Origin of the sequence: Geobacter pickeringii (assembly GCF_000817955.1) — a bacterium.
Lineage (GTDB): Bacteria > Desulfobacterota > Desulfuromonadia > Geobacterales > Geobacteraceae > Geobacter > Geobacter pickeringii.
Map to the genome: position 1 here is coordinate 382243 of NZ_CP009788.1, position 26229 is coordinate 408471.

At 67.4% G+C, this 26229-nt stretch carries 27 protein-coding genes; 13 read left to right on the forward strand and 14 right to left on the reverse strand.

Features of this window, described 5'->3' with window-relative positions; all coding sequences use genetic code 11:
• Positions 1 to 9: 9 nt before the first annotated feature.
• The gene (locus tag GPICK_RS01750) at positions 10 to 468 is read left to right on the forward strand and encodes a YaiI/YqxD family protein (RefSeq protein ID WP_039740000.1); all 459 of its coding nucleotides are present in this window, start codon (positions 10 to 12) and stop codon (positions 466 to 468) included.
• 39 nt (positions 469 to 507) lie between these two features.
• Positions 508 to 1038 (forward strand): YaeQ family protein, encoded by a 531-nt coding sequence (locus GPICK_RS01755; protein ID WP_039740002.1) that lies wholly within the window; start codon positions 508 to 510, stop codon positions 1036 to 1038.
• Here GPICK_RS01755 and GPICK_RS01760 read toward each other — a convergent pair.
• Positions 992 to 1387, reverse strand: coding sequence for an RNA recognition motif domain-containing protein (locus GPICK_RS01760; RefSeq protein WP_084201316.1), 396 nt, complete (start codon positions 1385 to 1387; stop codon positions 992 to 994). The genes GPICK_RS01755 and GPICK_RS01760 overlap by 47 nt on opposite strands.
• 241 nt (positions 1388 to 1628) lie before the next feature.
• Between GPICK_RS01760 and GPICK_RS01765 the strand changes: the two genes are divergently transcribed.
• Positions 1629 to 2258 (forward strand): trimeric intracellular cation channel family protein, encoded by a 630-nt coding sequence (locus GPICK_RS01765; RefSeq protein WP_039740004.1) that lies wholly within the window; start codon positions 1629 to 1631, stop codon positions 2256 to 2258.
• Positions 2259 to 2281: 23 nt separating this feature from the next.
• Here the strand turns inward: GPICK_RS01765 and GPICK_RS01770 are convergent, their stop codons facing one another.
• From GPICK_RS01770 to GPICK_RS01780, 3 genes are read right to left on the reverse strand one after another with little or no spacing between them, the layout of a single operon-like run.
• Positions 2282 to 2854: a CheB methylesterase domain-containing protein gene (locus GPICK_RS01770; protein ID WP_039740005.1), complete on the reverse strand. Its 573-nt coding sequence runs from the start codon at positions 2852 to 2854 to the stop codon at positions 2282 to 2284.
• Positions 2847 to 3245 (reverse strand): response regulator, encoded by a 399-nt coding sequence (locus GPICK_RS01775; RefSeq protein WP_039740007.1) that lies wholly within the window; start codon positions 3243 to 3245, stop codon positions 2847 to 2849. The genes GPICK_RS01770 and GPICK_RS01775 overlap by 8 nt, the downstream gene beginning before the upstream one ends.
• Positions 3246 to 3257: 12 nt before the next feature.
• Positions 3258 to 5177 carry an ATP-binding protein gene (locus tag GPICK_RS01780; RefSeq protein ID WP_039740008.1) on the reverse strand — a complete coding sequence of 640 codons (1920 nt, stop codon included), beginning with the start codon at positions 5175 to 5177 and terminating at the stop codon, positions 3258 to 3260.
• A gap of 209 nt (positions 5178 to 5386) precedes the next feature.
• On the opposite strand from GPICK_RS01780, the gene GPICK_RS01785 reads away from it, so the two are divergent.
• The 3 genes from GPICK_RS01785 to GPICK_RS01795 all read left to right on the forward strand — a co-directional run bounded on the left by GPICK_RS01785 (position 5387) and on the right by GPICK_RS01795 (position 8436).
• Positions 5387 to 5734 (forward strand): hypothetical protein, encoded by a 348-nt coding sequence (locus GPICK_RS01785; protein ID WP_052263237.1) that lies wholly within the window; start codon positions 5387 to 5389, stop codon positions 5732 to 5734.
• A gap of 118 nt (positions 5735 to 5852) precedes the next feature.
• Complete coding sequence (locus GPICK_RS01790; protein WP_039740012.1) at positions 5853 to 7490, forward strand: ABC-F family ATP-binding cassette domain-containing protein; 1638 nt, start codon at positions 5853 to 5855, stop codon at positions 7488 to 7490.
• Between the two features lie 34 nt (positions 7491 to 7524).
• Positions 7525 to 8436, forward strand: coding sequence for a DMT family transporter (locus GPICK_RS01795; RefSeq protein ID WP_084201319.1), 912 nt, complete (start codon positions 7525 to 7527; stop codon positions 8434 to 8436).
• A gap of 3 nt (positions 8437 to 8439) precedes the next feature.
• Here GPICK_RS01795 and GPICK_RS17535 read toward each other — a convergent pair whose 3' ends face one another.
• The gene (locus tag GPICK_RS17535) at positions 8440 to 8595 is read right to left on the reverse strand and encodes a hypothetical protein (RefSeq protein WP_169745361.1); all 156 of its coding nucleotides are present in this window, start codon (positions 8593 to 8595) and stop codon (positions 8440 to 8442) included.
• Between GPICK_RS17535 and GPICK_RS01805 the strand changes: the two genes are divergently transcribed.
• The 3 genes from GPICK_RS01805 to GPICK_RS01815 all read left to right on the forward strand — a co-directional run bounded on the left by GPICK_RS01805 (position 8594) and on the right by GPICK_RS01815 (position 11238).
• Positions 8594 to 9349 (forward strand): DUF554 domain-containing protein, encoded by a 756-nt coding sequence (locus GPICK_RS01805; RefSeq protein ID WP_236685615.1) that lies wholly within the window; start codon positions 8594 to 8596, stop codon positions 9347 to 9349. The genes GPICK_RS17535 and GPICK_RS01805 overlap by 2 nt on opposite strands.
• A gap of 37 nt (positions 9350 to 9386) precedes the next feature.
• Positions 9387 to 10604, forward strand: coding sequence for a class I SAM-dependent rRNA methyltransferase (locus GPICK_RS01810; RefSeq protein ID WP_039740018.1), 1218 nt, complete (start codon positions 9387 to 9389; stop codon positions 10602 to 10604).
• 205 nt (positions 10605 to 10809) lie between these two features.
• Positions 10810 to 11238 carry an FKBP-type peptidyl-prolyl cis-trans isomerase gene (locus tag GPICK_RS01815; RefSeq protein WP_039740021.1) on the forward strand — a complete coding sequence of 143 codons (429 nt, stop codon included), beginning with the start codon at positions 10810 to 10812 and terminating at the stop codon, positions 11236 to 11238.
• A 104-nt stretch (positions 11239 to 11342) separates the two neighbouring features.
• Here the strand turns inward: GPICK_RS01815 and GPICK_RS01820 are convergent, their stop codons facing one another.
• Positions 11343 to 11543 carry a cold-shock protein gene (locus tag GPICK_RS01820; protein WP_039740022.1) on the reverse strand — a complete coding sequence of 67 codons (201 nt, stop codon included), beginning with the start codon at positions 11541 to 11543 and terminating at the stop codon, positions 11343 to 11345.
• 238 nt (positions 11544 to 11781) lie between these two features.
• Between GPICK_RS01820 and GPICK_RS01825 the strand changes: the two genes are divergently transcribed.
• From GPICK_RS01825 to GPICK_RS01840, 4 genes are all read left to right on the forward strand, one after another.
• A complete protein-coding gene (locus tag GPICK_RS01825) occupies positions 11782 to 13413 on the forward strand; it encodes an ABC-F family ATP-binding cassette domain-containing protein (protein WP_039740024.1) in 1632 nt (543 codons plus the stop codon).
• Between the two features lie 269 nt (positions 13414 to 13682).
• Positions 13683 to 15065, forward strand: a complete 1383-nt coding sequence (locus GPICK_RS01830) for an anaerobic C4-dicarboxylate transporter family protein (protein WP_039740025.1) — start codon at positions 13683 to 13685, stop codon at positions 15063 to 15065.
• Between the two features lie 114 nt (positions 15066 to 15179).
• Positions 15180 to 18161 carry an NAD-glutamate dehydrogenase domain-containing protein gene (locus GPICK_RS01835; protein ID WP_039740027.1) on the forward strand — a complete coding sequence of 994 codons (2982 nt, stop codon included), beginning with the start codon at positions 15180 to 15182 and terminating at the stop codon, positions 18159 to 18161.
• A 119-nt stretch (positions 18162 to 18280) separates the two neighbouring features.
• Entirely contained in the window at positions 18281 to 19045 is a 765-nt protein-coding gene (locus GPICK_RS01840; protein ID WP_039740030.1) for a TSUP family transporter, read from the forward strand.
• 62 nt (positions 19046 to 19107) lie between these two features.
• Here GPICK_RS01840 and GPICK_RS01845 read toward each other — a convergent pair whose 3' ends face one another.
• From GPICK_RS01845 to nrfH, 8 genes are all read right to left on the reverse strand, one after another.
• Positions 19108 to 19539 (reverse strand): MOSC domain-containing protein, encoded by a 432-nt coding sequence (locus tag GPICK_RS01845; protein ID WP_039740032.1) that lies wholly within the window; start codon positions 19537 to 19539, stop codon positions 19108 to 19110.
• Positions 19540 to 19572: 33 nt separating this feature from the next.
• On the reverse strand, positions 19573 to 20553 hold the full coding sequence (gene moaA / locus GPICK_RS01850; RefSeq protein ID WP_039740034.1) for a GTP 3',8-cyclase MoaA: 981 nt from the start codon (positions 20551 to 20553) through the stop codon (positions 19573 to 19575).
• Complete coding sequence (locus tag GPICK_RS01855; RefSeq protein WP_039740035.1) at positions 20540 to 21763, reverse strand: molybdopterin molybdotransferase MoeA; 1224 nt, start codon at positions 21761 to 21763, stop codon at positions 20540 to 20542. The genes moaA and GPICK_RS01855 overlap by 14 nt, the downstream gene beginning before the upstream one ends.
• An 11-nt stretch (positions 21764 to 21774) precedes the next feature.
• Positions 21775 to 22878 carry a bifunctional molybdenum cofactor guanylyltransferase MobA/molybdopterin-guanine dinucleotide biosynthesis adaptor protein MobB gene (gene mobAB, locus GPICK_RS01860; RefSeq protein WP_039740037.1) on the reverse strand — a complete coding sequence of 368 codons (1104 nt, stop codon included), beginning with the start codon at positions 22876 to 22878 and terminating at the stop codon, positions 21775 to 21777.
• 62 nt (positions 22879 to 22940) lie between these two features.
• Entirely contained in the window at positions 22941 to 23468 is a 528-nt protein-coding gene (locus GPICK_RS01865) for an HPP family protein (protein ID WP_039740039.1), read from the reverse strand.
• Positions 23469 to 23598: 130 nt separating this feature from the next.
• On the reverse strand, positions 23599 to 24054 hold the full coding sequence (locus GPICK_RS01870; protein WP_039740041.1) for a PAS domain-containing protein: 456 nt from the start codon (positions 24052 to 24054) through the stop codon (positions 23599 to 23601).
• A gap of 152 nt (positions 24055 to 24206) precedes the next feature.
• Complete coding sequence (locus GPICK_RS01875; RefSeq protein WP_236685688.1) at positions 24207 to 25655, reverse strand: ammonia-forming cytochrome c nitrite reductase subunit c552; 1449 nt, start codon at positions 25653 to 25655, stop codon at positions 24207 to 24209.
• Positions 25656 to 25719: 64 nt separating this feature from the next.
• On the reverse strand, positions 25720 to 26145 hold the full coding sequence (nrfH, locus tag GPICK_RS01880) for a cytochrome c nitrite reductase small subunit (RefSeq protein ID WP_330217060.1): 426 nt from the start codon (positions 26143 to 26145) through the stop codon (positions 25720 to 25722).
• Between the last annotated feature and the right edge of the window lie 84 nt (positions 26146 to 26229).

Below are 26229 nucleotides of genomic sequence, written 5' to 3' on the forward strand. Positions count from 1 at the left end.
GGGGGAGTCATGAAAATCTGGATCGATGCCGACGCCTGTCCGCGCATCATCAAGGAGATCGTCTTCCGCGCGTCGGAGCGTCTTCAAGTGCCGGTCTGCCTCGTGGCCAACCAGGATCTGTCGAAATCCCATTCCCGGCTGGTGACGTCGGTGCGGGTCGCCGAGGGGTTCGACGTCGCCGACGACCACATCGCCCAGCACGCCGCGCCGACCGATCTGGTGGTCACCGCCGACATCCCCCTTGCCGCCCGGATCGTTGCCAACGGCGGGGTTGCCCTCGATCCGCGGGGGGAGCTCTACACGGAGGAGAACGTGGGGGAGCGGCTCTCGGTGCGCGATCTCATGCAGGAACTCAGAGCGGCGGGGGTCGTCCAGGGGGGGCCGGCTCAGTTCGGCATGGCCGACCGGCAGCGGTTCGCCTCCTCCCTCGACCGACTCCTGACCCGCATGGTGCGGGGTCAGCGCTGACCCCCGCCCTCACTTTCCCGACAAGGAGCACCACTTTTTATGGCCCTGCCATCGACCATCTATCGCGCCGGCATCGAGCTGGCGGACCTCGACCGCGGCATCTTCGAGACGCTGCAGACCACCGTCGCCCGGCATCCGTCGGAGACGGAGGAGCGCCTGGTGGCGCGGCTTCTGGCCTACGCGCTCTTTTACGAGCCCGATCTGTCGTTCACCAAGGGGATCTGTGCCGGCGACGAGCCGGACCTCTGGGCTAAAGGGGGGGATGGACGGGTGACGCTCTGGGTGGAGGTGGGGCTTCCTGACCCCGAACGGCTCGTGAAGGCGAGCCGCCATGCCGGACGGGTGGCGCTGCTTGCCAGCGGGGCGAGCCTCCCCCGCTGGGAGGAGCAGCACCGGGCGACGCTGGCCGCCATCCCCACCCTCACCGTCACCGGCATCGAGCAGGGGTTCATCGACCGGCTGGTGGCCCGCCTCCAGCGCTCCATCGCCTGGTCGCTCACGGTGACCGAGGGGGTGCTCTACCTCACGGTGGCGGGGGAGACCCTAGAGACGGTGCTGCAGCACCGGTAGCGGCGCTGCCCGGCGGGCTATCCGCGCCGGTTCCCCCCCGCGGCGGGCGTGCTCCCCTGCCGGGTCCGCGGTTCCGCCCCCCGGCCGGCTGGGGCTTCTGCTTCTGGGGCTTCGCTTCGCTGACCGCGATGATGCGGTCCCTCAGGAGCGCTCCGTCGAGGGTGACGATCGCCTCCTTCGCCTCATCGGCGCTGGCCATCTTCACGTATCCGCACCCCTTGGACTTCCCGGTCTGGGGATCGGTGATCAGGTGGACCGAGACGACGGTCCCCGCCACGGCGAAGAGCCTCTTCAGATCCTCCTCCGTCGCCTCGTACGACATGTGTCCCACGTACAGTTCTCTTCCCATGAATGTTCCTCCCGGTGCCGGCGCCGGTGCTTCGGCCGGCGACGGCGTCGTTGTCTGGCCGGTCGATAGTAGCAGATCGGCGGGCCGGCGGATACCGTTTTGCCGCGACTCCCTCCGTTTCGGCAAACCCCGCCGGTGCTAAGCGGCTGAATTCCCGTTGACAATCACCGGCCGCTGCGTGTATCTGAGACTCTCCCCGGCACCGATCCGCCGCACCGTACTCCCTGCGAGGTGAACGAAGATGCCCGACCCGATTGCTCCCCCCCATATCGTCTATGCCCTCGATCTCCTCGGCACCGTGGCCTTCGCCGCCTCGGGGGCCCTGGCGGGGGTGCGGAAGCGGATGGACCTCCTGGGGGTCATCGTCCTCGGCCTGGTGACCGCCACCGGCGGCGGGGTGGTGCGCGACGTCCTGTTGCACGACACCCCCCCCTTCTGTTTCAAAAACGAGCTCTACCTCTACCTGGCGGTGGGGGCGTCGGTGCTGGTCTTCCTCGTCCCGCGCCACTTCGAGCGCCAGCAGCGGGCGCTGCTCCTGCTGGACGCCCTGGGGCTCGGGACCTTCGCCGTCATCGGCACCTCCAAGGCGCTCGTCTTCAACCTCGGCTTCATGGGATCGGTGATCATGGGGGTGATGACCGCCACCTGCGGCGGGCTGATCCGCGATGTCCTGAGCAACGAGATCCCCCTCATCCTGCAGCGGGAGATCTACGCCTCGGCGTGCGTTGCGGGGGGGGCGGCCTACTACCTGATGCACCATCTCGGCGTGCCGTCGCCGGTGCGGCTCACGGTGGCCGCCGTGCTGGTGATCGGCATCCGGTTCGCGGCGATACTGAAGGGGTGGCAGCTCCCCCGGCGGGAGGAGTTGTAGGGGGGCGGCGGAAGGGGACGACGCTACCGTCCGCCGTTCACCAGTTCCACGAGCTTGCCGCGGATCCGGTCGGGAGGGAAGACGAAGTCCACCGCGCCGGTCTGGGAGGCGGCCTTCGGCATGCCGTAGATGGCGCACGACTTCTGGTCCTGGGCGAGGGTGGTCCCGCCGATCTCCTTGATGTGGCGGATCCCCGCGGCCCCGTCCTTCCCCATGCCGGTGAGGATCACCCCGACGATCTTCCCCCGCAGCGGCTTGCTCAGGGATTCCATCGCCACGTCGGCGGAGGGCTGGACGTAATTGACCCGCGCCCCCTCCCGCAGGATGATCCGCCGGTTCCCCTCGAAGGTCAGATGATAGCCGCCGGGGGCGAGGTAGATCCGCCCCGACTCCAGGTATTCGCCATGCTCCGCCAGGGTCACCGGCATGGAGGCGACGGCGGCGAGCCCCTTGGCGATGAGCCGGTCCATCCCCGGTGGGATGTGGAGCACGATGACCACCGCGGCGTCCAGGGGGGGCATTCCGGAGAAGAGCTCCCTGAGGGTGATGGGGCCGCCGGTGGAGACCCCGATGACCACGAGGCGGTTGTTAAACATGGCCCGCGGCGTCGGCGCCGAGCAATGTCAGGTAGTAGGTGACCGAATCGAGGAGCGCCTGGGGGTCGAAGGGCTTGGTCAGGTAGTCGATGACGTATTCCTGGAGCCCCTCCATCCGCTCGTCGGGCTCGTCCAGGGCAGTGAGCATGATGATGGCGTTCCCCCCGTGGAGTCCCCGCTTCACGATCTCGCGGATGGTGTCCCAGCCGTCCATGCGGGGCATCATGACATCCATCAGGATTACCCCCCGAAATCCCGCCTCCAGGTGACGGAGGCACTCTTCCCCCCCCGGCACGCAGAGAATCTTCATCTCCTTGGTCTGGAAGTAGATCTCCACCGCCTCCCGGATGAATTCCTCGTCGTCGACGAGCATGACCTGTGCGTCAGACATATGCGGACTCCTTTATTCTGAAGTGATGTTCGTTGCGATGTCGGTGCGGGGGAGGGTGAACCGGATGGTCGTCCCCTCCCCCCTGCCGGCGCTCTCCGCCCAGATGTTCCCCTGGTGGTTGAGAACGATCCGCCGGCATATGGCGAGGCCGAGGCCCGGCCGGCCGAGTTCGTGGCGCGCCTCGTCCCCCCGGTAGAATTCGTCGAAGATCAGGTCGAGCTGCTCCGGTTCGAGGCCGATGCCGTCGTCGCGCACGGCCACCGTAACCCCGTCTCCATCCTCTTCGGCGGTGACGCGGATGAGGCTCCCCTCCGGCGAATAGGAGGCGGCGTTGGAGAGGAGGTTGAGGAACAGCTCCTCGATCTGGGCAGGCACCCCCGGTACGGCGAGGGCCGGATCGACACCGTTCTCGCAGCGCAACCGCTTCTGCGCCGCCATCTCGGCGTGGCGCCGGAGCGCGTCGTCCACCGCTGCCGCCAGCGGGATCTCCTTCAGATCCTTCGGTGCCACCGGCGCGGCGAGACGGGCCAGCTTCAGCGCCTTGGCGGCGAGCCCCTCGATGTGGCTGGCACTGGTGTGGCAGATGTCGGCCATCCGCGCCAGCTCGCCGTCGGCGACCCGCTCCCGGATGAGGGGAAGGAGGATCATCAGCGGGGTGAGGGGGGTCTTCATGTCGTGCCCCAGGCGGGTGATGAAGGCGTCCTTCTGGCGGACCAGCGCCGCGAGCCGCCGCTCGATGAGGGAGCGCTCGGTGATGTCCTGGGTACTCCCGACCACCCGGGTGCGCCCCCCCGCCAGAAGGTAGCTCTCTCCCCGGGAACGGAAAATCCGGACCGCGCCGTCGGGGCGGATCAGGCGAAACTCGATTTCGTAGCCGCTCTTCTCCCGGACCGACCGTTCGATGGCCTCCCGCACGCGGGGGAGGTCGTCGGGGTGGACGAGGGCGTAGAACGTCTCCAGACCAGGGACGGTCTCCCCGGGCGGGAGCCCGAAGATCCGGTAGAGGTTGTCCGACCAGGAGGTGACGCCGCTCTCGAACTCCCGCTGCCAGCTCCCCATCTGCGCCGTCTGCTGGGCGGCGTCGAGGTTGATATTGGCGTTCTTGAGCCGCTGCCGCGAGAGGAGGACAAAGACCACCAGCACGGCGAGGACCGCCACGAGGGCGGTGCCGATGAGGGCGTTGTCGTCCATCTCCCGGACGAGCTGCCGGATGTCCGGCGCATCCATCCGGACGACGACGGTGGAGACCGGCTTGCCGTCGAGCCCGGCCAGAGGGCGCGAGAAGACGATCACTCCACGGCGCGGGTCGCTATCCGGTTCGGTCTCCGGCGTCCCGGCGGGGCGGAGGACGAGGGTGCTCCGGGTCAGGCGGGCGAGCTCGGCGACGGAGGCGTCGTCCCAGAGAACACCCGCCATGAGAAACCCGTGGGGTCTCCCGTGGCGGTCGCCGTCCCGGGGTGAGTGGATCGCGGCGCCGGTGAGCTCCATCACCCCCCGCGGCGTGGCGATGAAGAAGTGGGGAAATTCCTCCTTCCCCCCCAGGAGCGGCGCGATCCATGCGGAGGGGATGGGGGAGGGGGCGCCATGCTCGATCCTCGTCCCCTCCCGGTGTACGGAGTAGGCGAGAGCCCCGTCGGGGCGGTAGATCCAGAGGGCGCTGTAGCGGTAGGACGCGAAGCTCGAATCGATGTTCCCCCGGGCCCAGGCCGGGTCCGGGGCGGCGACGAACTTCACCATGTCGTCCCAGAAGCTGTAGTCCATCACGAGATGGCGGACCGGGTCGCTCTTCATGGCCACCACCTGGTCGAAGAGGGTCTCCTTCTCCGCCGTCCGCTCCTTCTGCAGGGCGTCGAGGTAGTCGAAGTCGTCGTAGAGGAGGCAGACCAGGCCGATGACGAGGGCCGCCGCCAGTATGCCGACCAGTCTGTTCATTGCGTTGGGTGAGCGCATCATACCGCCTGGGGGTGCATTTAGGTACGTATCGGCAGAAACGGGCCGCTTCTTGAGGAGATAAGGTGTTAAAAATAGTAAATTTTACTTTTGCCGATGGGCGCGGTGGGGGCTGTGCGGGGCGGAGATTTTTGACGCCCTTCCTCCCTGGTGGTAGAGTGATAATGACATTGCGCAAGGAGCGAACTGCCATGAAGAGATCGATGATCGCCGTCGTTGCGGTGGTGGGGCTCGCCACCCCTGCCTGGGGGGAGAATCCCGTCAAGGAAGGGGGGCGGGAGGTGGGCCAGGGGTTCAAGAAGCTCGGGAAGGAGACCGGCCGGGCCTTCAAGGAGGCCGGCAAGGAGACGGGGAAGGCGTTCAAGGAGGCGGGCAAGGAGACCGGCCATGCCTTCAAAGAGGGGGGCACGGAGGTGGGGCAGGGATTCAAGAAGATGGGGAAGGAGACCGGCTCCGGGGCGAAAAAGGCGGGACGCTCCGTCGGCGAGTGGTTCCGGGACCTGGGGAGGAACATCCGGAGGTTCTTCCGCGGGGAATAGGCTGATGTAAAAAGGATTTGCCGCCGTAACGGCGAAAATGCTATACAAGAAAAGTACCTGGAACCGCAGGGGCCATCCCTGCGGTTCTTTATTTTTCGCAAAGGGAGTCAGACACGGCATGATCAGCGCATCCAACGTGACCCTCGGCTACGGCAAGCGGGTCCTCTTCAAAGACGTCACCATCAAGTTCACCCCCGGCAACTGCTACGGCCTCATCGGCGCCAACGGCGCCGGCAAATCGACCTTCCTCAAGATCCTCGCCGGCGAGATCGATCCGGACCGGGGGGGGATCTCCGTCGGCTCCGGCGAGCGGATCGCGGTGCTGCGCCAGGACCAGTTCGCCTTCGACGAGGAGACGGTCTTCAACACCGTCATCATGGGGCACGACCGGCTTTTCCGGGTGATGGCCGAGCGGGACGCCATCTACTCCAAGGGGGAGTTCACCGAGGAGGACGGGATCCGTTCCGCGGAGCTGGAGGCGGAGTTCGCCGAGATGAACGGCTACGAGGCGGAGAGCGAGGCGGCGGTGCTTCTCAACGGCCTCGGCATCCCCGAGGAGCTGCGCCATAAAAAGATGAAGGAGCTGGAGCCGGGGGAGAAGGTGCGGGTCCTCCTGGCCCAGGCCCTCTTCGGCAACCCCGACGTGCTGCTCCTGGACGAGCCGACCAACCACCTGGACCTGAAGTCCATCACCTGGCTGGAGGATTTCCTCTCCCGCTTCCAGAACACGGTCATCGTGGTCTCCCACGACCGCCACTTCCTGAACCAGGTCTGCACCCACATCGCCGACATCGACTTCGGCGTCATCAAGGTCTACGTCGGTAACTACGACTTCTGGTACCAGGCGAGCCAGCTGAACCTCCGGCAGAAGCAGGAGGAGAACCGCAAGGTGACGGAGAAGGCCAACGAACTCAAAGAGTTCATCCAGCGCTTCAGCTCCAACGCCTCCAAGGCGAAGCAGGCCACCTCCCGGAAGAAGCTCCTGGAGAAGCTGACCCTGGAAGACATGCCGATCTCCTCCCGCAAGTACCCCTACGTGGTCTTCAAGCCGGAGCGCCCCTGCGGCGACATCATCCTGGAGATCCAGGGGCTCTCCAAGACGGTGGACGGGGTGCCGGTGCTCAACAACCTGGACCTCCTCGTCCGCAAGGGGGACAAGATCGCCTTCGTCGGCGGCAACAGCCTCGCCAGGACCACCCTCTTCCAGATCCTGGCCGGCGAGCTGGAGCCCGATGCCGGCACCTTCCGCTGGGGGGTGACCATCACTACCTCCTTCTTCCCGAAGGAGAACGGCGCCTATTTCGCGAACGACCTGAACCTGATCGAGTGGCTTGGCCAGTACTCGCCCCCCACCGAGGGGGAGACCTTCGCCCGGGGGTTCCTGGGGCGGATGCTCTTCTCCGGCGAGGAGGCGATGAAGAAGACCGGGGTCCTCTCCGGCGGCGAGCGGGTCCGCTGCATGCTGGCCCGGATGATGCTCTCCGGCGCCAACGCCATCGTCCTGGACGAGCCGACCAACCACTTGGACCTGGAGTCGATCACCGCCCTGAACAACGGGCTCATCGCCTTCCCGGAGGTTATCCTCTTCGCCTCCCACGACCACGAGTTCGTCTCCACCGTGGCGAACCGGATCGTGGAGATCACCCCCGGCGGGGTCATCGACCGGGTAATGGCTTTTGACGACTTCCTGGAGGATGCCGGCGTGGCCCAGGAGCGGGACGAGCTCTACCACGGCCACATGGAGGCGAGCCTCTGACGGCAACGGGAGGAGCGATGGGGGGAGTGCGCTGATGGGCTCAGAGACGCCGCAGAGAACGGCCGTGACGCCGTCGGCGCAGGGAGACATCCGTTCCGCCCGCCTGGCCGGCGCCGCCTTCGTGGTCGTCTCGGCCGTCGGCTTCGGGGCCCTCGGAATCTTCGGGAAGGTCGCCTTTGCCGCCGGGGCGTCCACCGCCGTGGTCCTCTTTCTCCGCTTCCTGGTGGCAGGGGTGCTGATGGCAGCCCTCATGGGGGCGTTGCGCCTTCCCTGGCCCCGGGGGCGCGATCTCTGGATCCTCGGCGGCATGGGTGCGGTGGGGTACGTGGGGCAGGCGTTCTGCTACTTCTCGGCCCTGCGGTATGCCTCCGCCGGCCTGACGGCGCTGCTTCTCTACCTCTATCCGGCGCTGGTGACCCTGGCGTCGGCGGCCCTCGGGCGCCAGCGGCTGACGCCGCTGAAGGTGGCGGCGGTGGCGGCATCCCTCGGCGGCATCATCCTCACCGTCTCCGACGGCCTGGCGGGGAGCCCGGCGGGGATCGCCTTCGGCGCCGGAGCGGCGGTGATCTACACCGGCTACATCCTGGTGGGGGAGCGGGTCTCCCGCCGGACCGGCGCGATTCCGGCCGCCACGGTGATCATGCTGGCGGCGGCCGTGGTCTACGGCGCGGCGGTGGCGTGGGAGGGGGCCCGCTGGCCGGCGGGGATCGCGGGATGGGGGGCGGTGGCCGCCATCGCCCTCTTCTCCACGGTGGTGGCCATGGTCGGTTTCTTCGCGGGGATGCAGCGGCTCGGCGCCGCCGACGCGTCGACCCTCTCCACCCTGGAGCCGGTGGTGACCCTCCTGCTGGCGGCCCTGTTCCTCGGGGAATCCCTCGGGGCGACGGAGATGGCGGGGGCGGTGCTGGTGCTGGGGGCGGTGGTGGCGCTGGCCCGGGCGGGCTGAGGGCTACCCCCGCTGGGGGCGCACCACGAAGTAGAGGAGCAGGAGGAAGGGGGCCGAGGAGAAGGCCGCCTCGAAATTGCCGAGGAAGAGCTGCCAGGTTCCGAAGACGACCACGGCGAGCACAAGGACGATCAGGAGCAGCGACAGTGTCTTTTTCATGGCATCGATACTACACGGATGGCGGGAAGAGGGGAAGGGCTTTGATTTCAGAGAGGAGCGCGCACCCATGATCCTGGCCGGAACCATTGCCAATGCCACCGCCATCTGCGCGGGAGCCGTCGTCGGCCGGTACGCCGGGCGCTTCGTCCCCGAGCGGATGCGCCAGACGGTCATGGTGGGGCTCGGGCTGACGGTACTCCTCATCGGTCTGCAACTGGCGCTGAAAAGCGCCCAGCCGATGATCGTCATCGGCAGTCTCCTCATCGGCGGGGTGGCGGGGGAGCTGCTGCAGGTGGAGGGGCGGCTGGCGGCGTTCGGCGACTGGCTCCAGCGGCGCTGTGCCGGGGCGGGGAACATCGCCGAGGGGTTCGTGTCGGCGAGCCTTCTCTACTGCGTCGGCGCCATGGCGATCATGGGGGCGCTGGAGGACGGCTTCACCGGCAGGCCGACCATTCTGTACGCCAAGGCGGCCCTCGACGGGGTCGCCTCCCTTGCCCTTGCCTCGACCCTCGGCATCGGCGTCCTCTTCTCGGCCGTGCCGGTGCTCCTCTACCAGGGGAGCATCACCCTGGCCGCCGGGGTGGCAAAGGCGCTGCTGACCGAGCCGGTGGTCCGGGAGATGAACGCCGTCGGCGGCCTCCTCATCGTCGCCATCGCCCTCGACATGTTGGGAATCCGGCGGATGCCGGTCGGCAATATGCTGCCGTCGGTCTTCGTGGCAGTGGGGATCGTCTGGGCCTTCGGACTGGCATGATGGCCGAGGGGAAGTCTCCGCGGGAAAGGATCTGCTGATGGAACGGAAGAGAGTCACGGTCGGCCCCGAATCGGTGCGGATGCTGGAGCTGGGGCATCCCTGGATCATCGCCGATGCCTACACGAAGAAGTGGCCCGCCGGCGCGGCGGGGGATCTGGTGGAGCTGGTGGACGGCGGCGGGCGCTTCCTGGCCACCGCCCTTCTTGATCCGGGGGACCGGATCGTGGCCCGGGTGCTGGGGCGGGAGCGGCTCACCCTGGACAGGGGGTGGCTCGCGGCGCGGCTCCAGACGGCCCTGCGGCTGCGGGAGGCCCACGCCGACCTCGACGGGACCGATGCCTGGCGGCTCGTGAACGGCGAGGGGGACGGCCTGCCGGGGCTGACGGTGGACCGCTACGGCGAGTACCTCATGGTGCAGCTCTACTGCGCCGGCTGGCGCCCCCATCTGAAGAGCCTCACCCGGGCCCTGGAGGAGCTCCTCCGGCCGGCGGGGATCTACGAGAAGGGGCGTCCCCAGAAGACCCGGGAACTGGAGGCGGTGAGCGACACGAAGCGCTACGGCCGGCTCCTGGCCGGCACCCCGGCGCCGCCGCGCCTGGCGGTGTGGGAAAACGGCCTCACCCTTCTGGTGGAGCTGGAGCAGGGGCTGAACACCGGCCTCTTCCTCGACCAGCGGAAAAACCGCCGGGAGCTCATGGGGCGGGTCGCCGGCAGACGGGTGCTCAATCTCTTCGCCTACACCGGCGCCTTTTCCGTGGCGGCCGCGGCGGCGGGGGCGAGCCTCGTCACCGGCGTCGACGCCTCCCCCACCTACACCGACTGGGCGAAGGCCAACTTCGGCGCCAACCGCCTCAACCCGAAGCGCCACGAGTTCATCGTCGGCGACTGCCTCGCCGTCCTGGCGGAGCTCCAGCGGCAGAAGAAGCGCTACGACGTCGTCCTCATGGACCCCCCCTCGTTCTCCACCACCGCCAAAAGCCGCTTCACCACCCGCGGGGGGACCTCGGACCTGGTGGCGGCGGCGCTGCCGCTCCTGGAAGAGGGGGGGCTCCTCATCACCTCCTCCAACCACCAGAAGGTGGAGGTGGCCGACTACCTGAAGGAGCTGCGCCGCGGCGCCCTCCAGGGGGGGGGCGAACTGCGGGTCATCTCTCTGGCCGGCCAGCCGGAGGATTTCCCCTATCCGGTCACCTTCCCCGAGGGGCGCTACCTGAAGTACGCGGTGAGCGTGAAGGCGGGAGGGCGCCGCGTCTGACCGCGTTGGTCCGATTCCTGCTGTACCGCGGGTGGCACGGCATGAAGAACGGTCCCGCCGCCCGCGCGAAAAAGCCCGGCGGAGGCGATCTGCCGGGCTTTTCCTGTAACGGGGGCGGCGTGGCGGTTTCGGCGCCGGCCGGCATCAACCGGTACCGCGTTGCCTTATTTTTGGGCAGGTCCGAAGCGGGAGGAAGGAGCAGGTCATGAGAACGGCACTCCCCGGCGACACGGTCGCCATCCACTACATCGGCACCCTCGACGACGGGCGGATCTTCGACAGCACCGTCGACCGGGGAGAGCCGCTGGTCTTCACCATCGGCGCCGGCCAGCTCTTCGCCGCCCTGGAGCGGGAAATCGTCGGCATGGCGGTCGGGGGGGCGAAGAATGTCGTCATCCCCGCGGCGCAGGCCTACGGGCCGCGGCGGAAGGAGAATGTCCTGAGGGTGGATCGGGGGAGTTTTCCGGCCGGGGACCTCGTGGTGGGGAGGAAGGTCCGGATCGAGTTCGCGGGAGGGGTGGAGCGGGTGATGCTGGTCACCGAAGTGACGGAGGCGACGGTGACCCTGGATGGCAACCACCCGCTGGCGGGGCTGGATCTCACGTTTGCCCTGAAGCTCGACGGGTTCCGCTGAGCCGGGGTTTGCGCCGCCCGGCTTGTGCCGCCGGCGGTTTCGGGCGAAAAAAGAAAAGCCCCGGATTTCTCCGGGGCTTTTCGGTGCCAGTGGGCACGTCGTGCTTACGCCCTGGATACGTTGGCAGCCTGCAGGCCTTTCTGGCCCTTGACCACGTCGAACGTTACCCTATCGCCCTCAGCAAGGGACTTGAAGCCGTCGCCCGTGATGGCGGAGAAGTGGACGAACACGTCTTCGCCATTCTCCTGCTCGATGAACCCAAACCCCTTGCTGTCGTTGAACCACTTTACCGTACCGTTTACCATGTTCTTTCTTTCTCCTGATACTGCCTTGTTAGTTTGTCCGGGTGAATCCACAGACATTTACTCACCCTACCAGTTTTCCATCCCCAATGTCCACGATTTAATCGTCTCCCCTGAAAATAATTTTTTGGTTGCCGCACCGGGCCTGCTCTCCCCACCCTTTGGGAAAAATTAAGTTGCCCCCCGTCCGGCGCCGTGCTAACAGGTGCACTCTTTGATTTCACGCATACGGAGCATTGCCATGATCCATCTCTCTTCCATCACCAAGCAGCACGGCGCCCAGGTACTCTTCCGCGACGCCAGCTTCCAGATCCTCCCCGGCACCCGCACCGGCCTCGTGGGCCCCAACGGCGCCGGCAAGACCACCATCTTCCGGATCATCACCGGCGAGGAGGAGGTGGACGCCGGCGAGATCACCTGCGCCAGGAAGACCACCATCGGCTACTTCTCCCAAGACGTGGGTGACATGGCGGGGAGAAGCGCCCTGGAGGAGGTGATGGCCGGCTCGGCGGAGACGGTGCGCCTCGCCGCCGAGCTGAAGGAGATGGAGGCGGCCATGGGCGAGCCCCACTCCGACGACGCCATGACGGCGCTCCTGGAGCGCTACGGCGCCGCCATGGAGGAGTTCGAGCACCGCGGCGGCTACGACCTCGACACCCGGGCCCAGGCGGTCCTCACCGGCCTCGGCATCGGCCCCGACCGGTTCCATCACCCGGTGGAGTCGTTCAGCGGCGGCTGGAAGATGCGGATCGCCCTGGCGAAGATCCTCACCCTGAAGCCCGACGTGCTCCTGCTGGACGAGCCGACCAACCACCTGGACGTGGAGTCGATCATCTGGCTGGAGGAGTGGCTCGCCACCGAGTTCGACGGCGCGCTCCTCATGACGAGCCACGACCGGGACTTCATGAACCGGATCGTCACCCGGATCATCGAGGTGGCCAACCGGACCGTCACCACCTACGGCGGCAACTACGACTTCTACGAGCGGGAGCGCGACATCCGCCGCGAGCAGCTTCTGGCGAGCCACAAGCGCCAGCAGGAGATGCTCGCCAAGGAGGAGGAGTTCATCGCCCGTTTCGCCGCCCGGGCCTCCCACGCGGCCCAGGTCCAGTCGCGGGTGAAGAAGCTGGAGAAGATCGACCGGATCGAGATCCCCCCCGAGGAGCGGACGGTCCGCTTCGAGTTCAGCGAGCCTCCCCGCAGCGGCGAGGACGTGGTGGTGATGGAGGGTCTGGGAAAGGTCTGGCAGACCCCCGCCGGCATAGAGAAGCCGGTCTTCAGCGGGGTCTCGGGGATCGTGCGCCGGCTGAACAAGATCGCGGTCGTCGGGGTGAACGGGGCGGGAAAGTCGACCTTCCTCAAGGTGCTGGCGGGCCAGACGGAGCCCACCGCCGGGAGCGTGGCGCTCGGGGCCAACGTGGAGCTCGGCTACTTCAGCCAGCACGCCATGGAGCTCCTCGATCCGAAAAAGAGCGTTTTCGAGACGGTGCAGGAGGCGATCCCCCTGGCGACCATCGGCGTCATCCGCAACCTGCTGGCGGCGTTCCTCTTCCCGGGAGACGACGTGGACAAGCGGATCGAGAACCTCTCCGGCGGCGAGAAGAGCCGGGTGGTGCTGGCGACGCTCCTGGCCCGGCCGGTGAACTTCCTCGTGCTGGACGAGCCGACCAACCACCTGGACATCCGGTCGCGGGAGATCCTCCTGGACGCCCTGCAGAACTTCGCCGGCACCGTGGTGCTGGTGAGCCACGACCGCCACTTCCTCCGCCAGCTCGTGGACCGGGTCTTCGAGATCGATCACGGCGAGATGCGGGTCTACGAGGGGGATTACGGCTACTACCTCGCCAAGGCCCACGGCGAGCCGCACCCGTGAGGCACGAAAGGCTATAACCCCGGTTATAGCCATAACGGCCGTTATATCTCATCCAATGCCCGGTAATCACGGGCATTTTTTGTTTCTGCCCCGTCGGGCCGTTCCCGCGGTTATACCCTTTCCCCCTTTCCTTCCCGCACCGTAAGCCATCTTTTCTGAATTATTCCGATCTGTTACCTGCCGCTGCCCGTTCTGGCATCCCCGATGCTCATACCTGGTCGAATCCGAAACGAAACGCCCGCGGGGCGAGGGATGAAAGGAGAACAACGATGTTCTGGCTCGAATTCGCAGTGGTACTGACGGCAATCTTCATCGGCGCACGGATGGGAGGGATCGGTCTCGGGGTCATGGGGGGGCTCGGCCTCGCCGTCCTCACCTTCGTCTTCCATCTGCAGCCCACCACTCCTCCCATCGACGTGATGCTCATGATCGCGGCGGTGGTGACGGCGGCCGGGGTCCTCCAGGCGGCGGGGGGGCTCGACTACCTCGTCGGCGTGGCGGAGCGGATCCTCCGGAGCAACCCGGACCGGATCACCTTCTTCGGCCCCCTGGTCACCTATTTCTTCACCCTCTTCGCCGGCACGGGGCACGTGGCCTACTCGGTCCTGCCGGTCATCGCCGAGGTCTCCCGCGAGACCGGCGTCCGCCCCGAGCGGCCGCTCTCGATCTCGGTCATCGCCTCCCAGCAGGCGATCACGGCGAGCCCCATCTCGGCGGCCACCGTGGCGCTGCTCGGCCTCCTCGGCGGGACCACGGCCAAGCTCGGCTTCCACATCGAACTGATCGACATCCTCAAGGTCTGCATCCCCTCGACCCTCATCGGGGTCATCCTCGCTGCCTTCGTGGCCAACCGGATGGGGAAAGATCTGGCGAAAGATCCCGAATACCAGCAGCGGATCACCGACGGCCTCGTGCCGGAGCTGAACTTCTGCGAGCCGACCCCGGCCGGCGCCCGGAGCCTCGGTGCCGCCTCCTCTACCTTCGAGAAGAAGGAGGCCCCCGCCACCGCCAAGATCGCCGTGGCCCTCTTTCTGATCGGCGCCATCTCCGTCGTCCTCTTCGGCTCCTTCCCTGCCCTGCGCCCCGAGTGGCTCGTGGCCGGCAAGGCGGTGAAAATGGGGATGCCCCACGTGATCGAGCTGGTGATGCTCTCCGTGGCGGCGCTCATGATCCTCATCTGCAAGGTGAACGTCACCAAGGCGGTGGAGGGGAGCGTCTTCATCGCCGGGGTGCAGGCGGTCATCGCCATCTTCGGCATCGCCTGGATGGGGGACACCTTCTTCCAGGGGAACATGGAGTTCCTCGGCGGCTCCATCAAGAGCATGGTGACCGCGGCGCCGTGGCTCTTCGCCTTCGCCCTCTTCGTCCTGTCGGTGCTCCTCTACAGCCAGGCCGCCACGGTGCGGGCGCTGATGCCCCTCGGCATCACCCTCGGCATCCCGGCCCCGGCGCTCATGGCGATGTTCCCGGCGGTGAACGGCTACTTCTTCATCCCCAACTACCCGACCATCGTCGCCGCCATCAACTTCGACCGGACCGGCACCACGCGGATCGGCAGGTACGTCCTGAACCACAGCTTCATGCTCCCGGGGCTCGTGGCGACGGCCAGCTCGGTGGCCATCGGCTTCCTGCTGGTGAAGCTCCTGTTCTAAACAAACGGCATTTTTTGCCGAAACGTAATGCAGGGGCGGCCCGGCGGGTCGCCCCACCCGTGAAACACGGTATACTGTGAAAAAACCGACGAACAACGAGAGGAGTTCGACACCATGAACGCGGCAGCAGCGGCCAGAAAGACGCAGAGTGCGGAGCGGGCGGAAAACCGCCGGTGGCTCCGGGAACAACTGAACCCATATTTTTTCATCGCCATGAAGGACGAACCGGAGGCCCTGGGGCTCCTGTCGCGGGAGCTCGGGACGCTGCGGCATAACCGGCGCCTCATCCTGGCCGACCGGGAGAAGGCCCTCATCATGGCGATGGTGAACCAGGCCGGGACCCTGTACGACACCCTGCGCCGCCTCCAGGAGCGGGAGATCTCCTACGCCATGATCGCCCACTCCGACGACCCGATCCCGGGGCTCGACCAGAACCTGGAGATCCAGCGCTTCGAGTTCGACCGCCGGAGCAACGAGGAGATCCTCGCCGGCAGGGAGGTGGAGGTGCCGGCCGGCATCCGGCGCTCGGTGGCGGCGGCGGTGCGCCAGTACTACCCCGACTTCGACCTGGCCGATTTTGACCGGCTGCTCCGGATCCTCTGGCTCAACAACGAGAACTACGTCCGGATCTCCCCGCCGCGCCGGGTGGCCCAGGTGCTCCGCCTCCACCAGGAGGGGAACCGCCGCGGCGGTCTCTACCTGGACGTGGAGGAGATGGAGGAGAGCGGCGCCGGCCACGAGTCGCGGGTCTTCTTCGCCGTGGGGAACCCCCCCCAGAAGGATTTCCTCCTCCAGGTGATGGAGGTCTTCAACCGCCTCGACCTCGGCGTGAACCGCGCCTACTGCCTCACCATCAGCAACGGCATCCACCCCTACTTCCTCGGCACCTTCTACGTGCGCCGCCGCGACGGCGGGGTGCTGGAGAAGGGATCGGAGCTCTTCTGCCGGCTGGAGCGGGAGCTCTCCAACACCCAGCTCCTGGCGACCCGCTCCCACGCCTACCGTGACTTCGTCACCACCGGCCTCATGAGCGGCGAGGACGCCACCCTCACCAACGCCTTCATCGCCTTCTGCCACTCGAACCTGGCCCACAACCAGCCCGACCGCTTCGGCCTCGACGACGTGCGCGGCGCCTTCCTGGCCCACCCGGAGATCGCCCTGCAGCTCGCCAGGCTCTTCCGCACCCGCTTCGATCCGGCCGTTGAGGAGCGGGCCGCGGCCTACGACAAGGTCCTGGCCGAGACCCGGCGGGAGGTGGCGGAGTACAACACCGGCCACCGCTACCTGGACGAGGTGCGGCGCACCATCTTCCGCTGCTGCCTCACCTTCATCACCCACACCCTGAAGTGCAACTTCTTCGTCCTGGAGAAGCAGGCCCTGGCCTTCCGGCTCGACCCGGCCTACCTGGCGGAGCTCGGCACCGACTTCACCGCCGACCTCCCCCCCGCCATGCCGTTCCGGGTCACCTTCTTCTACAGCCGCTACGGCTTCGGCTACCACATCGGCTTCTCCGACATCGCCCGGGGGGGGTGGCGCACGGTTATCTGCCGCACCGCCGACGATCTGGTCACCAACGCCAACACCCTCTTCCGCGAGAATTTCGTCCTGGCCCACACCCAGCACCTGAAGAACAAGGATATCTACGAGGGGGGATCGAAGCTGGTGGTGGCCCTGGACGCCTCGGACCTGATGCGGGAGCGCGAGCGGGAACGGGAGATGGAAAACTGGCGGCTCTACAAGCTCCAGTACGGCATCACCGGCGCATTCCTCGACATCTTCACCACCGAGAACGGCGTGGCGAAGCATCCGGCGGTGGTGGACTACTACCGGGAGGACGAGCCGATCGAACTGGGGCCCGACGAGAACATGCATGACACCATGATCGAGACCATCGCCCGGATGTCCAAGCGGCGGGGGTACATGCTCGGCATCGGCATCATGTCGAGCAAGAAGGTCGGGATCAACCACAAGGAGTACGGCGTCACCTCCACCGGCGTGGTGAAGTTCGCCGAGATCACCATGGCGGAGCTCGGCATCGACATCCGCCAGGACCCGTTCACCGTCAAGTTCACCGGCGGACCCAACGGCGACGTGGCGGGGAACGCCATGCGGATCATGCTGGAGCGCTGCCCCCAGGCGAAGATCGCCCTGATCCTCGACGGCACCGCGGCCCTCTGCGACCCGGAGGGGGCGGACCACCCGGAGCTGGGGCGCATCCTCCTGAACCAGGACCTGGACGCCTTCGACCCGGCGGCCCTCCACCCCGGCGGCTTCATGCTCTTCCGGACCGGGAGCCGGCGCGAGGGGTTGCGGGAGCTCTTCCGCCGGGTGACAAAGAGCGACACGGGGCTCGTTGACGAGTGGATCTCCCTGGACGAATTCTCCAAGGAGTACGGCGAACTGGCCTTCACCGTTCCGGCGGACCTCTTCATCCCCGCCGGCGGCCGCCCCGAGACCATCGACAAGGAGAACTGGGAGCGCTTCCTCCTCCCCGACGGCACCCCGTCGGCCCGCGCCATCGTGGAAGGGGCCAACTCCTTCATCACCCCGGCGGCCCGGATCGAACTCCAGAAGAAGGGGATCATCGTCATGCGCGATGCCTCGGCCAACAAGTGCGGCGTCATCTCCTCCTCCTACGAGATCATCGCCAACCTGCTGCTCTCGGAGAAGGAGTTCCTGGAGCACAAGGAGCGCTACGTGGCCGACGTCCTCCGGATCCTGGAAAAGCGGGCCGGCGACGAGGCGCGGCTGATCCTGCGCCGACGCCGTGAGCAGCCGGGGATCCTCTGCACCGAGATCTCCGATTCGCTGAGCACCGAGATCAACGCCAACTACGCGCGGCTCTTCCGGTTCTTCCAGGGGCGCCCCGAGCTCTCCCTCCAGCCCCTCTACCGCCGGGCGGTCCTGGCGCACCTGCCGCAGATCGTCGTCGACGAGCCCCGCTTCCGCCGCCGCCTCGCCCGGCTGCCGCAGAAGTACCTTTCGGCCATCCTCGCCGCCGAGATCGGCTCCTCCATGGTCTACCAGGGGGACCGGGAGGCGGAGTTCGAGGACATGATCCGGCTCCACCTGACGCGGAACTTCCCGGCGGCATAACGTTTCGCAGAACGACCGAAACCGCCGGCAAAGGGCCGGGTGTCCCAAGGAAACTCCTTGCGCCTCCCGGCCCTTTCCATTAGCCTGTACCGCTCAACTCCCCCCACACGAAAGCCCCCATGACCCATCTTACCTTCGACATGATCGCCTTCCTCCTCGGCGCCGGCTTCCTCGCCGCCTTCATCGACTCCAGCGTCGGCGGGGGGGGGCTCGTCTCGGTGCCGGCCCTGATGCTGACCGGCCTGCCGCTGCCGGTGGTCCTCGGCACCAACAAGCTCGCCGCCTGCATGTCGGTGATGACGAGCTCCTGGTCGTTCTTCCGCTCCGGCAACATCCGCGGACGGCTCGTGGCGGTCCTCTTCCCCCTCTCCTTCGCCGGGTCGGTCCTCGGCGCGTGGGGGGTGAAGCACGTCCCCACCTGGTTCCTCCGCCCCCTCGTGGTCGTGCTCCTGGCGGCGGTCCTCATCTACACCCTCCTGAAAAAGGAGTGGGGGGGCATCTCCACCTACCGGGGGCTCTCCCGCAACGCCGCCGCGGCCAGCGTCATCACCGCCTTCGGCATCGGCCTCTACGACGGCTTCTTCGGCCCCGGCACCGGCTCGTTCCTGATCTTCGCCTTCCTCATGATGGGATTCGACTTCGTCACCGCCGCCGGCAACGCCAAGGTCCTCAACCTGGCGAGCAACCTGGCCGCCGTGGCCGCCTTCGCACTGATGCACTCCATCGACTACCGCTCCGGGCTGGTCATGGGGGCGGGGATGATCGCCGGGGCGCTGGTCGGTTCGCGCCTCGCCATCACCAGGGGGGTCGCCTACGTGCGCCCGCTCTTCATCGGGGTGACGGTGGTGATGATCGGAAAGCTCGTGTGGGACTTGATTAAATGAGGAAATGAAAACGCCCCCTCCGGGAATGGAGAGGGCGTGACAGGCGGCTCTATGAGGAGAGACTAGAGACGCTCGATGACGTCCCCCGGCCGCACCGTCCCCCCCGTGAGGACCCTGGCGAAAATCCCCTCCTTCGGCATGACGCAGTCACCGGCCTGGTAGTAGATGGCGCAGCGGGTGTGGCACTCCTTGCCGATCTGGGTCACCTCCAGGAGCGTCTCCCCCACCGTGAGCCGGGTCCCGACCGGGAGCGCCGGCAGGTCGATCCCCTCGGTGGTGATGTTCTCGGCGAAGTCGCCGTTGTCCACGTCGAGCCCCATGGCCCGCATCTTGTCGATGCTCTCCTTGGCCAGGAGGCTCACCTGCCGGTGCCACTCCCCGGCGTGGGCGTCGCCGACGATGCCGTGGTTCTCCCTCAGCTCCACGCTCGCCACCGGCGTCTTCCGCTCCCCTTTCTTCTCGCTGATGCAGACCGCTACCACTTTTGCTGGCATAAAAAACCTCTCGTAATTTTGCGTTTTGTCCCGCTACCCGCCGATCTTCGCCATGGAGAACGCCGTGTGCTCCGCCTTTTCCGCATCCATCCCGTGCCGCGCCGGCTTGCACTCCACCAGCCTCCGGAGGGCATCCTCCAGTGGCGCCGGGTCGTCCCCCCCGAGGAACGGCTTCAGGTCGAGCCCCTCGTCGGAGAAGAGGCAGCTCTTGGCCGTGCCGGTGGAGGTGACCCGGATCCGGTTGCACTCGTTGCAGAAGTGCCCCGAGACGGCGGAGATGACCCCGATGGTCCCGGCGGCCCCGCGGATGCGGAAATCCCGCGACGGCCCGGCCATGGCCCCCTTCTCCACCGGCTCCAGTTCGTAGACGGCGGTGATCCGGCCGAGGATTTCATGGGCCGGGATGCAGAGCTGCTGCCAGTTTTCCTCCCGGGTCGCCGGCATGTACTCGATGTAGCGGACCGTGTAGGGGCGGTCGATCGTGAGCCGCGCGAACTCCACCACCTCGTCGTCGTTCACCCCCCGCATCACCACCATGTTGATCTTCGGCGGCGGGAAGCCGGCGGCCCGGGCGGCATCGATGCCGGCCAGGACCCGCTGCACGTCGCCGGTACGGGTGATGGCGCGGAAGGTCTCGGCCTTGAGCGAATCGAGGCTGATGTTCAGCCGCTGGACCCCGGCGGCGCGCAGGTCCGCCGCCATCTCCGGCAGCAGGAGGCCGTTGGTGGTGAGGACGAGTTGCCGCAGCCCCGGGATCGCCGCCACCCGTTCGAGGAACGCCACGATCCCCTTGCGCACCAGGGGCTCGCCGCCGGTGATCCGGATCTTCTCGACCCCGATGGTGACGGCGGCCCGGGCGATGCGGAAGAGCTCCTCGTAGGAGAGGATGTCGCCGTGGCCGAGCTTCTCCACCCCTCCCGCCGGCATGCAGTAACGGCAGCGGAGGTTGCAGCGGTCGGTGACCGAGAGCCTGAGGTAGTTGATCCGGCGGCCAAAGCTGTCAACGAGTTTCATCTGTTCCTGTCCCCAGTTCGAAATGACGGTCGAGGAGTTGCACCTCGACCTCGTCGCCGGCGGCGAAGGTGCGCCCGGCAGGGATCTTTACGAGGCCGTTGCCGCTGGTGAGCGAGGTGAGCCGGGCCGATCCCTGGTCGCCGGTGGTGGCCAGGAGGTAGCGCCCCGCCTCGAGCCGCACCGCCACCCGCACCAGGTGGGGGCGGTCCCCCCGGTTCTTCACGGTCTCCGTCAGGGTCCCCCGGACCACGGGGCGGAAGAGACGCCCGTGGCCGGCCATCTTCAGGAGCGCCGGGCGGACGAACTGCTCGAAGGCGACCATGGCCGCCACCGGGTTCCCCGGCAGGGCGAAGACCGGCTTCCCCCCCACCACGGCGAAGGCAACCGGCTTCCCCGGCTTCATGTTCACCTTCCAGAAGAGGAGCTCCCCCCCGAGGTCGGCGAGCGCCTCGCGGACGAAGTCCCGGTCCCCCACCGAGACGCCGCCGGTGGTGATGAGGAGGTCGGCCTGGAGCCCTTCCCCCACCTTGCGCCGGGTCACCTCCCGGTCGTCCCGGGCGATGCCGAGCATGAGCGGCTCGGCCCCGGCGTCCAGGAGCTGGGCCGCGATGCTGGAGCTGTTGCTGTTGATGATCTTCCCCGCCTCGGGGATGGAACCGGGCTGGAGGAGTTCGTCGCCGGTGGCGAGGACCGCGGCCCGCGCCCGCCGGAAGACCGGGGCGGTGGTCCGTCCCAGCGAGGCGAGGAGGCCGATCTCCTGGGGGCGGAGCAGATTTCCCGCCGCAACCACCACGGAGCCGTCGGTCACCTCCTCGCCCCGGCGACGGATGTGGTCCCCCCGCCGTGCCTCGCCCCGCAGCCGGATGGCGTCCCCGTCGTCCTCCACGTCCTCCACCGGCACGACGGTATCGCAGCCGGGAGGGAGGGGGGCGCCGGTCATGATTTTCACCGCGCAGCCGGCGGGGACCGGTTCGCTCCGGGTGACGCCGGCCGGCACGAAGTCGCAGACCGTGAGCCGTCCGTCGGCAAGGGAGTCGAGGGCGAAGGCGTAGCCGTCCATGGCCGAGTTGTCGGCCGACGGGATGTCCCACGGGGCGACGGCGTCCTCGGCACTGATCCGTCCGAGGGCGGCGAGGAGCGGCACCTCCTCGGCGCCGAGGGGGGCGACGCGGGAGAGGATGAGGGCTTGGGCTTCTTCGATGGAGACCATGGGGGTGCCCCCTACTTCAGGAACGTCTGCTCGACGAACCCGGCCACCTGGGCCGGGTCGTTCAGGTCGAGGACCGGCACGTCGAGCTCCAGCGCCTCGTCGCTCGCCACGGCCAGGAGGGTCGGATCGTGCTCCTCGCCGCGGCAGAGCAGCGTTGCGCTCCGTTCCTTCCGGTGGACCTCGATCTTCGGCAGGCCGCTCTTCTTGAACCCTTCGGTGAGGACGAGGTCCACGTCGCCGAAATAGGTTTCCAGCAGCTCCTCGATGGGGGGGGAGGCAGGGTGCTTCTTCACCACTGCCAGCTTTTCCGGCGAGGAGATGAGCATGGTGTCGGCCCCGGCCGCGGTGAGGCGGTGGCTGTCCTTCCCCGGGTGGTCGATGTCGAAGCGGTGGGCGTCGTGCTTGATGACGCCGATCCGGTATCCCCGTTCCTTCAGCTCCATAATCACCTGTTCGAGGAGGGTCGTCTTCCCCGTCCCCGACTTGGCTACAAAAGAAACCGCCTTGACCGCCATCCCTTCCTCCTTGTGTCGTATGGTCTCAAACTCTTCGGGGGTGTTGACGTTGACGAAGGTCCGTCCCGGCATCACGAGCCCCTCCAGCTCCTCCGGCGCTACGTGGCGGGTTCGCACCGCGGGGTAGAAATCGTAGATCCGGTAGTTCCCCTCCCGGAGCATCCGCTCCATGGCCGGGAGGCATCCCGTGCCGTAGACGGCGAAGAGGGGGTCGATCCCTCCGTCGGTGCGGGGCACCACCACGTCGTGCCCTTGCCGCAGGGAGCAGAGCCGCTCGATCACCCGCGGGTCGGGCCAGGGGACGTCACAGGCCGAGACGAAGACGTAGGGGGTTCCGGCCCGGGCGAGGCCGGTGTGGAGGCCCCCCAGGGCGCTGCCGGGGTAGATGTCGGGGACGATCTCCAGATCGAACTCACGGAAGCGCTCCTCCCGGTCTCCCACGAGGATGGTCCGGGCGAAGACCTGCCGGAAGGCGTCGATCACCCGTCCCACCAGGGGTTTTCCCCCCAGGGAGAGGAGCGCCTTGTCCCGCCCCATGCGGCTACTCCGGCCGCCGACGAGGATCACGCCGGTCACGTCGGTGAGGTGCGCATCAGCCATGGATGAATTGTAATGGTGCCGGGGGGAAGAGTCAAAGTAGTTTTACGCGCCGGTGCCGGATCTTACCACCAGTGCTCCGGATAGTGGCGGTGGTGGACGATGTTGTTGGTGAAGAGGGCTACCGCCAGGAGGATCAGCGCGCCGGCCAGGACCGGGACGAGGAGGAAGTCGGGCCCCGCGTGCCCCTGGACCCCGATGAGGGCGGTGGCGCCGCCGGGGGGGTGGACGGTGCGGGTGAGGTACATGGCGAGGGTTGCCAGCCCCACCGCCAGGGCGATGGCCACGGAGCCGGTGCCGCCGCAGGCCACCACCGCCACCGCCACGCCGGCGGAGAGGAGGTGCCCCCCCACCAGGTTGCGGGGCTGGGCGAGGGGGGATTCGGCGGCGCCGAAGAGGAGCACCGCCGATGCGCCGAAGGAGCCGATGAGGAGCGAATGCCCCGCCATGCGGGTCACCGCCAGGATGGCGAGGATGCCGGCGGTGCCGCTCAGAAACCCCCAGAGGGCGTATTTGAGCGAGAGCGGCTGCCGGACGCTCCGGTTGCGCCGCCCCATCATTTTGCCCGGCAGGCGGGCAAGCCGTCGTTTCACGGCGCTATCCTCCCGCCCGGCTCATTCCGGCTTCCGGAGCAGGGCGAGCGCCGCGATGAGCCCCCAGCAGAGGGCGTGTCCTGCGATGACATATTCCATCTCTGGTGCGTTCCTTTCCGGGGTGGGCGCGTCACGGCGCCGGTACGTCGTCCCCGCAGCGCCGCTCCAACTCGGCGAGCCGCGCCTTCAGCTCCTTTTCCTTCTGCCAGCGGTCGGTCACGTCGCGGATGATGGCGCCGCTTCCCGCCATGGCGCCGGCGTCGTCCCGCACGAGGGCCATGGAGAACTCGGTGGAGATGCGGCTGTCGTCGGCACGCAGGGCGGGGGCGGTGAGGAGCTTGGTGCCGTAGTGGGTCTCCCCCGTCGCCATGACCCGGTGGTACCCCTCCCAGTGCCGGGCCCGGAGATTCTCGGGGATGATCAGGTCGAGGGAGCGCCCCAGCGCCTCGGCGGCGGTGAAGCCGAACATCCGTTCCGCCGCCGGGCTCCAGAGGCGGATGATCCCTTCCCGGTCGGCGAAGACGACGGCGTCGGGGACCCCGGTGGCGATGGCGGCGTAGCGTCTCTCGGTGGATTCATCGGTCATGGCTGTTTTCCTTTCTGCCGGTGTTTGATAAACGGTACCGTGCGGTTCGCGAAGGTCAAGGAGTCCGGGGCGGTCAGTGGCCCGGGAAGGGGCCCGCGGGGAGGGGCGGGGGCCGGCAGCGTTTCCGCGCCGGCTCCCGGCCTCGTTCTTTCCTACCTGGCCGCCAGGGGATCCTTGATCTCATGCTCGGGTTTGAACATGAGCTTCTTCGTCCCGCGGTTGTTCACGTACTTGGACAGCTCCAGGTCCACCGTTACCGGCACCGTCACCCCTGCCTTGGCCAGGGCCTGCCGCAGGAGCCCCTCCGCCTTGCCGGCGTGGGTCGAGGCATCCCCCAGGACCCGCAGCGCCTCGGTGGGGTTGTGGAAGCCGACGGAGTTCTCGGCGCCGATGAAGACCACGCGGTAGAAGGCCTCCAGGTAGTGGTCCTTCGCCTGCTCGTAGAGAGTCTTGTCGATCGCTTTTCCGGCGGCCTGCTCCCGGTTGGCCATTTCGAAGAGCTTCGCCACGGTGGCGGTGGCGTAGCCGGCCCGGATGAACTGGGACATGGTCCGGTCCTGGATGGCATAGACCTGGCCGCGGAGCCATTCGGGGCTCTCGGCATGGCACTGCTGGCAGGCCCGCAGGTCGTTCTTCAGGGGGCTCGTGATCCGGTGGTCGGAAACCTTCTGGCTTCCCACCTTGGTGTACGGCATGTGGCAGTCGCTGCAGGCAACGCCGGCCTGCCAGTGGACGCTGTTGTTGGAGAAGAGCTCGAACTCGGGGTGGCGGATGAAGGCCACCTTGAAGCCGGTCACCCCCTGGGTCCATTCGCCGCTGGGCGGGTTGCTGCGGAGCTTCCTGATGATGTCCTCGATGGTGATGTGCCCCCATTTGCTCTCGTCCCACGGGAAGAAGACGTCGGTGGACTTCATCTTCTCATCCTTGGGGATGCTGTAGGTGACGTGGCACTGGGCGCAGACCAGGGTCCGCTTCTCCTGCTGGGTGAGCTTCGCCTCGTCGACGCCGAGCTTCGCCAGGGCCTTGCCGAGGGTGAAGTCGCGGGAGATCTTCAGCGACATGTCGCGGTTGTTGTGGCAGTCGATGCAGGCGACGCCGAGGGTCTGGTGCTCCTTCGGGATCTTCGCCAGCACCTCCTGGTACGGCTTGGCGAAGTAGTCATGCCCCATCTGGCGCTGGAGGACCGGCGCGTAGGGGGTTTTGCAGGTGAGGCAGGAGCCCCCCGCCTTGACCCGCCCCGGGTCCACCTCCAGCTGGTCCGTGATCATGTAGAAGTGCCCCCGCGGCTCCCGGTACTCGACGCCGAACCCCCAGCCGTTGTACAGCAGGGCCAGGAACGGGAATTCGTCCAGCTTGTCGCGGCGCTCCTCCCCTTCATCGTAGCCGTGCTTGTACTTGCTCTTCCCCGCAGGGGTCGGCTCGCCGGTCTTCTTCCACAGGTCGTACTCCACCGGGTAAACCTTCCCCCACTGGGCCGGATCCACCGTCCCGTCGGCGATGTCCGCCGTCTTCACCGGCTCCGGCTTCCGGGGCGCACATCCCGTCCCCATCGCCGTTGCCGCCAGCAGGAGCGCCACCGCGCCGCGTCGTGCCATCCTCATCTCCATGTCACCATTCTCCTCTCTCAGAAATTTGTTGCCGCAACTATGGGGCGCGACCGCTGCGTCAGCGGGTCGCGATGATTCCGGTCAGTTTGTGGCGCAGTTGCCGGTGGCAGCCCCAGCACTGGCGGGTGGTGTCCATCCGGGCTACGGTCGCCTCGTGGCAGCGGATGCAGTTGGCCTGGAGGACCTTCGTTCCGTGCCCGGAGAGTGTGATCGGGTCGGGGATGTGGCCGGTGTTGAAGGAGATCACGTCCTTCATTCCGTCGATGGATTTCCAGACGTAGTGCACTACCGGATTGCCGTTGGGGAGGTGGCAGTCGACGCACTTGAGCCGCCGGTGGGCGCCGGCGTGGCTCCAGGCGGCGTACTGATCCCCCATGACGTGACAGCTGGCGCAGAACTCCGGAGACTCCGACTTCGCCAGGAGCCGCGGCGGGCCGACAAGGAGGAACGCCGTGAGGGCCAACACCCCCGCTGTCGCCGCCAACGCTGAGACGGCCGCACGCCGTGAACATGGTACCCGCATGATATCCCCTCCCCGATGCTCGTGGGCCGACGACCTCTGGCCCGT

What these genes read in the sequence shown, in the direction of transcription:
- GPICK_RS01795 (WP_084201319.1), top strand. Translation starts at nt 7,525, where the DNA reads ATGGGCTCAGAGACGCCGCAGAGAACGGCCGTGACGCCGTCGGCGCAG.
- GPICK_RS01755 (WP_039740002.1), top strand. Translation starts at nt 508, where the DNA reads ATGGCCCTGCCATCGACCATCTATCGCGCCGGCATCGAGCTGGCGGAC.
- GPICK_RS01785 (WP_052263237.1), top strand. Translation starts at nt 5,387, where the DNA reads ATGAAGAGATCGATGATCGCCGTCGTTGCGGTGGTGGGGCTCGCCACC.
- GPICK_RS01815 (WP_039740021.1), top strand. Translation starts at nt 10,810, where the DNA reads ATGAGAACGGCACTCCCCGGCGACACGGTCGCCATCCACTACATCGGC.
- GPICK_RS01790 (WP_039740012.1), top strand. Translation starts at nt 5,853, where the DNA reads ATGATCAGCGCATCCAACGTGACCCTCGGCTACGGCAAGCGGGTCCTC.
- GPICK_RS01820 (WP_039740022.1), bottom strand. Translation starts at nt 11,543, where the DNA reads ATGGTAAACGGTACGGTAAAGTGGTTCAACGACAGCAAGGGGTTTGGG.
- moaA (WP_039740034.1), bottom strand. Translation starts at nt 20,553, where the DNA reads ATGAAACTCGTTGACAGCTTTGGCCGCCGGATCAACTACCTCAGGCTC.
- GPICK_RS01780 (WP_039740008.1), bottom strand. Translation starts at nt 5,177, where the DNA reads ATGAACAGACTGGTCGGCATACTGGCGGCGGCCCTCGTCATCGGCCTG.
- GPICK_RS01845 (WP_039740032.1), bottom strand. Translation starts at nt 19,539, where the DNA reads ATGCCAGCAAAAGTGGTAGCGGTCTGCATCAGCGAGAAGAAAGGGGAG.
- GPICK_RS01840 (WP_039740030.1), top strand. Translation starts at nt 18,281, where the DNA reads ATGACCCATCTTACCTTCGACATGATCGCCTTCCTCCTCGGCGCCGGC.
- GPICK_RS01830 (WP_039740025.1), top strand. Translation starts at nt 13,683, where the DNA reads ATGTTCTGGCTCGAATTCGCAGTGGTACTGACGGCAATCTTCATCGGC.
- GPICK_RS01810 (WP_039740018.1), top strand. Translation starts at nt 9,387, where the DNA reads ATGGAACGGAAGAGAGTCACGGTCGGCCCCGAATCGGTGCGGATGCTG.
- GPICK_RS01835 (WP_039740027.1), top strand. Translation starts at nt 15,180, where the DNA reads ATGAACGCGGCAGCAGCGGCCAGAAAGACGCAGAGTGCGGAGCGGGCG.
- GPICK_RS01855 (WP_039740035.1), bottom strand. Translation starts at nt 21,763, where the DNA reads ATGGTCTCCATCGAAGAAGCCCAAGCCCTCATCCTCTCCCGCGTCGCC.
- GPICK_RS01770 (WP_039740005.1), bottom strand. Translation starts at nt 2,854, where the DNA reads ATGTTTAACAACCGCCTCGTGGTCATCGGGGTCTCCACCGGCGGCCCC.
- GPICK_RS01805 (WP_236685615.1), top strand. Translation starts at nt 8,594, where the DNA reads ATGGCATCGATACTACACGGATGGCGGGAAGAGGGGAAGGGCTTTGAT.
- GPICK_RS01775 (WP_039740007.1), bottom strand. Translation starts at nt 3,245, where the DNA reads ATGTCTGACGCACAGGTCATGCTCGTCGACGACGAGGAATTCATCCGG.
- GPICK_RS01875 (WP_236685688.1), bottom strand. Translation starts at nt 25,655, where the DNA reads ATGAGGATGGCACGACGCGGCGCGGTGGCGCTCCTGCTGGCGGCAACG.
- GPICK_RS01870 (WP_039740041.1), bottom strand. Translation starts at nt 24,054, where the DNA reads ATGACCGATGAATCCACCGAGAGACGCTACGCCGCCATCGCCACCGGG.
- GPICK_RS17535 (WP_169745361.1), bottom strand. Translation starts at nt 8,595, where the DNA reads ATGAAAAAGACACTGTCGCTGCTCCTGATCGTCCTTGTGCTCGCCGTG.
- GPICK_RS01760 (WP_084201316.1), bottom strand. Translation starts at nt 1,387, where the DNA reads ATGGGAAGAGAACTGTACGTGGGACACATGTCGTACGAGGCGACGGAG.
- GPICK_RS01750 (WP_039740000.1), top strand. Translation starts at nt 10, where the DNA reads ATGAAAATCTGGATCGATGCCGACGCCTGTCCGCGCATCATCAAGGAG.
- mobAB (WP_039740037.1), bottom strand. Translation starts at nt 22,878, where the DNA reads ATGGCTGATGCGCACCTCACCGACGTGACCGGCGTGATCCTCGTCGGC.
- GPICK_RS01825 (WP_039740024.1), top strand. Translation starts at nt 11,782, where the DNA reads ATGATCCATCTCTCTTCCATCACCAAGCAGCACGGCGCCCAGGTACTC.
- GPICK_RS01765 (WP_039740004.1), top strand. Translation starts at nt 1,629, where the DNA reads ATGCCCGACCCGATTGCTCCCCCCCATATCGTCTATGCCCTCGATCTC.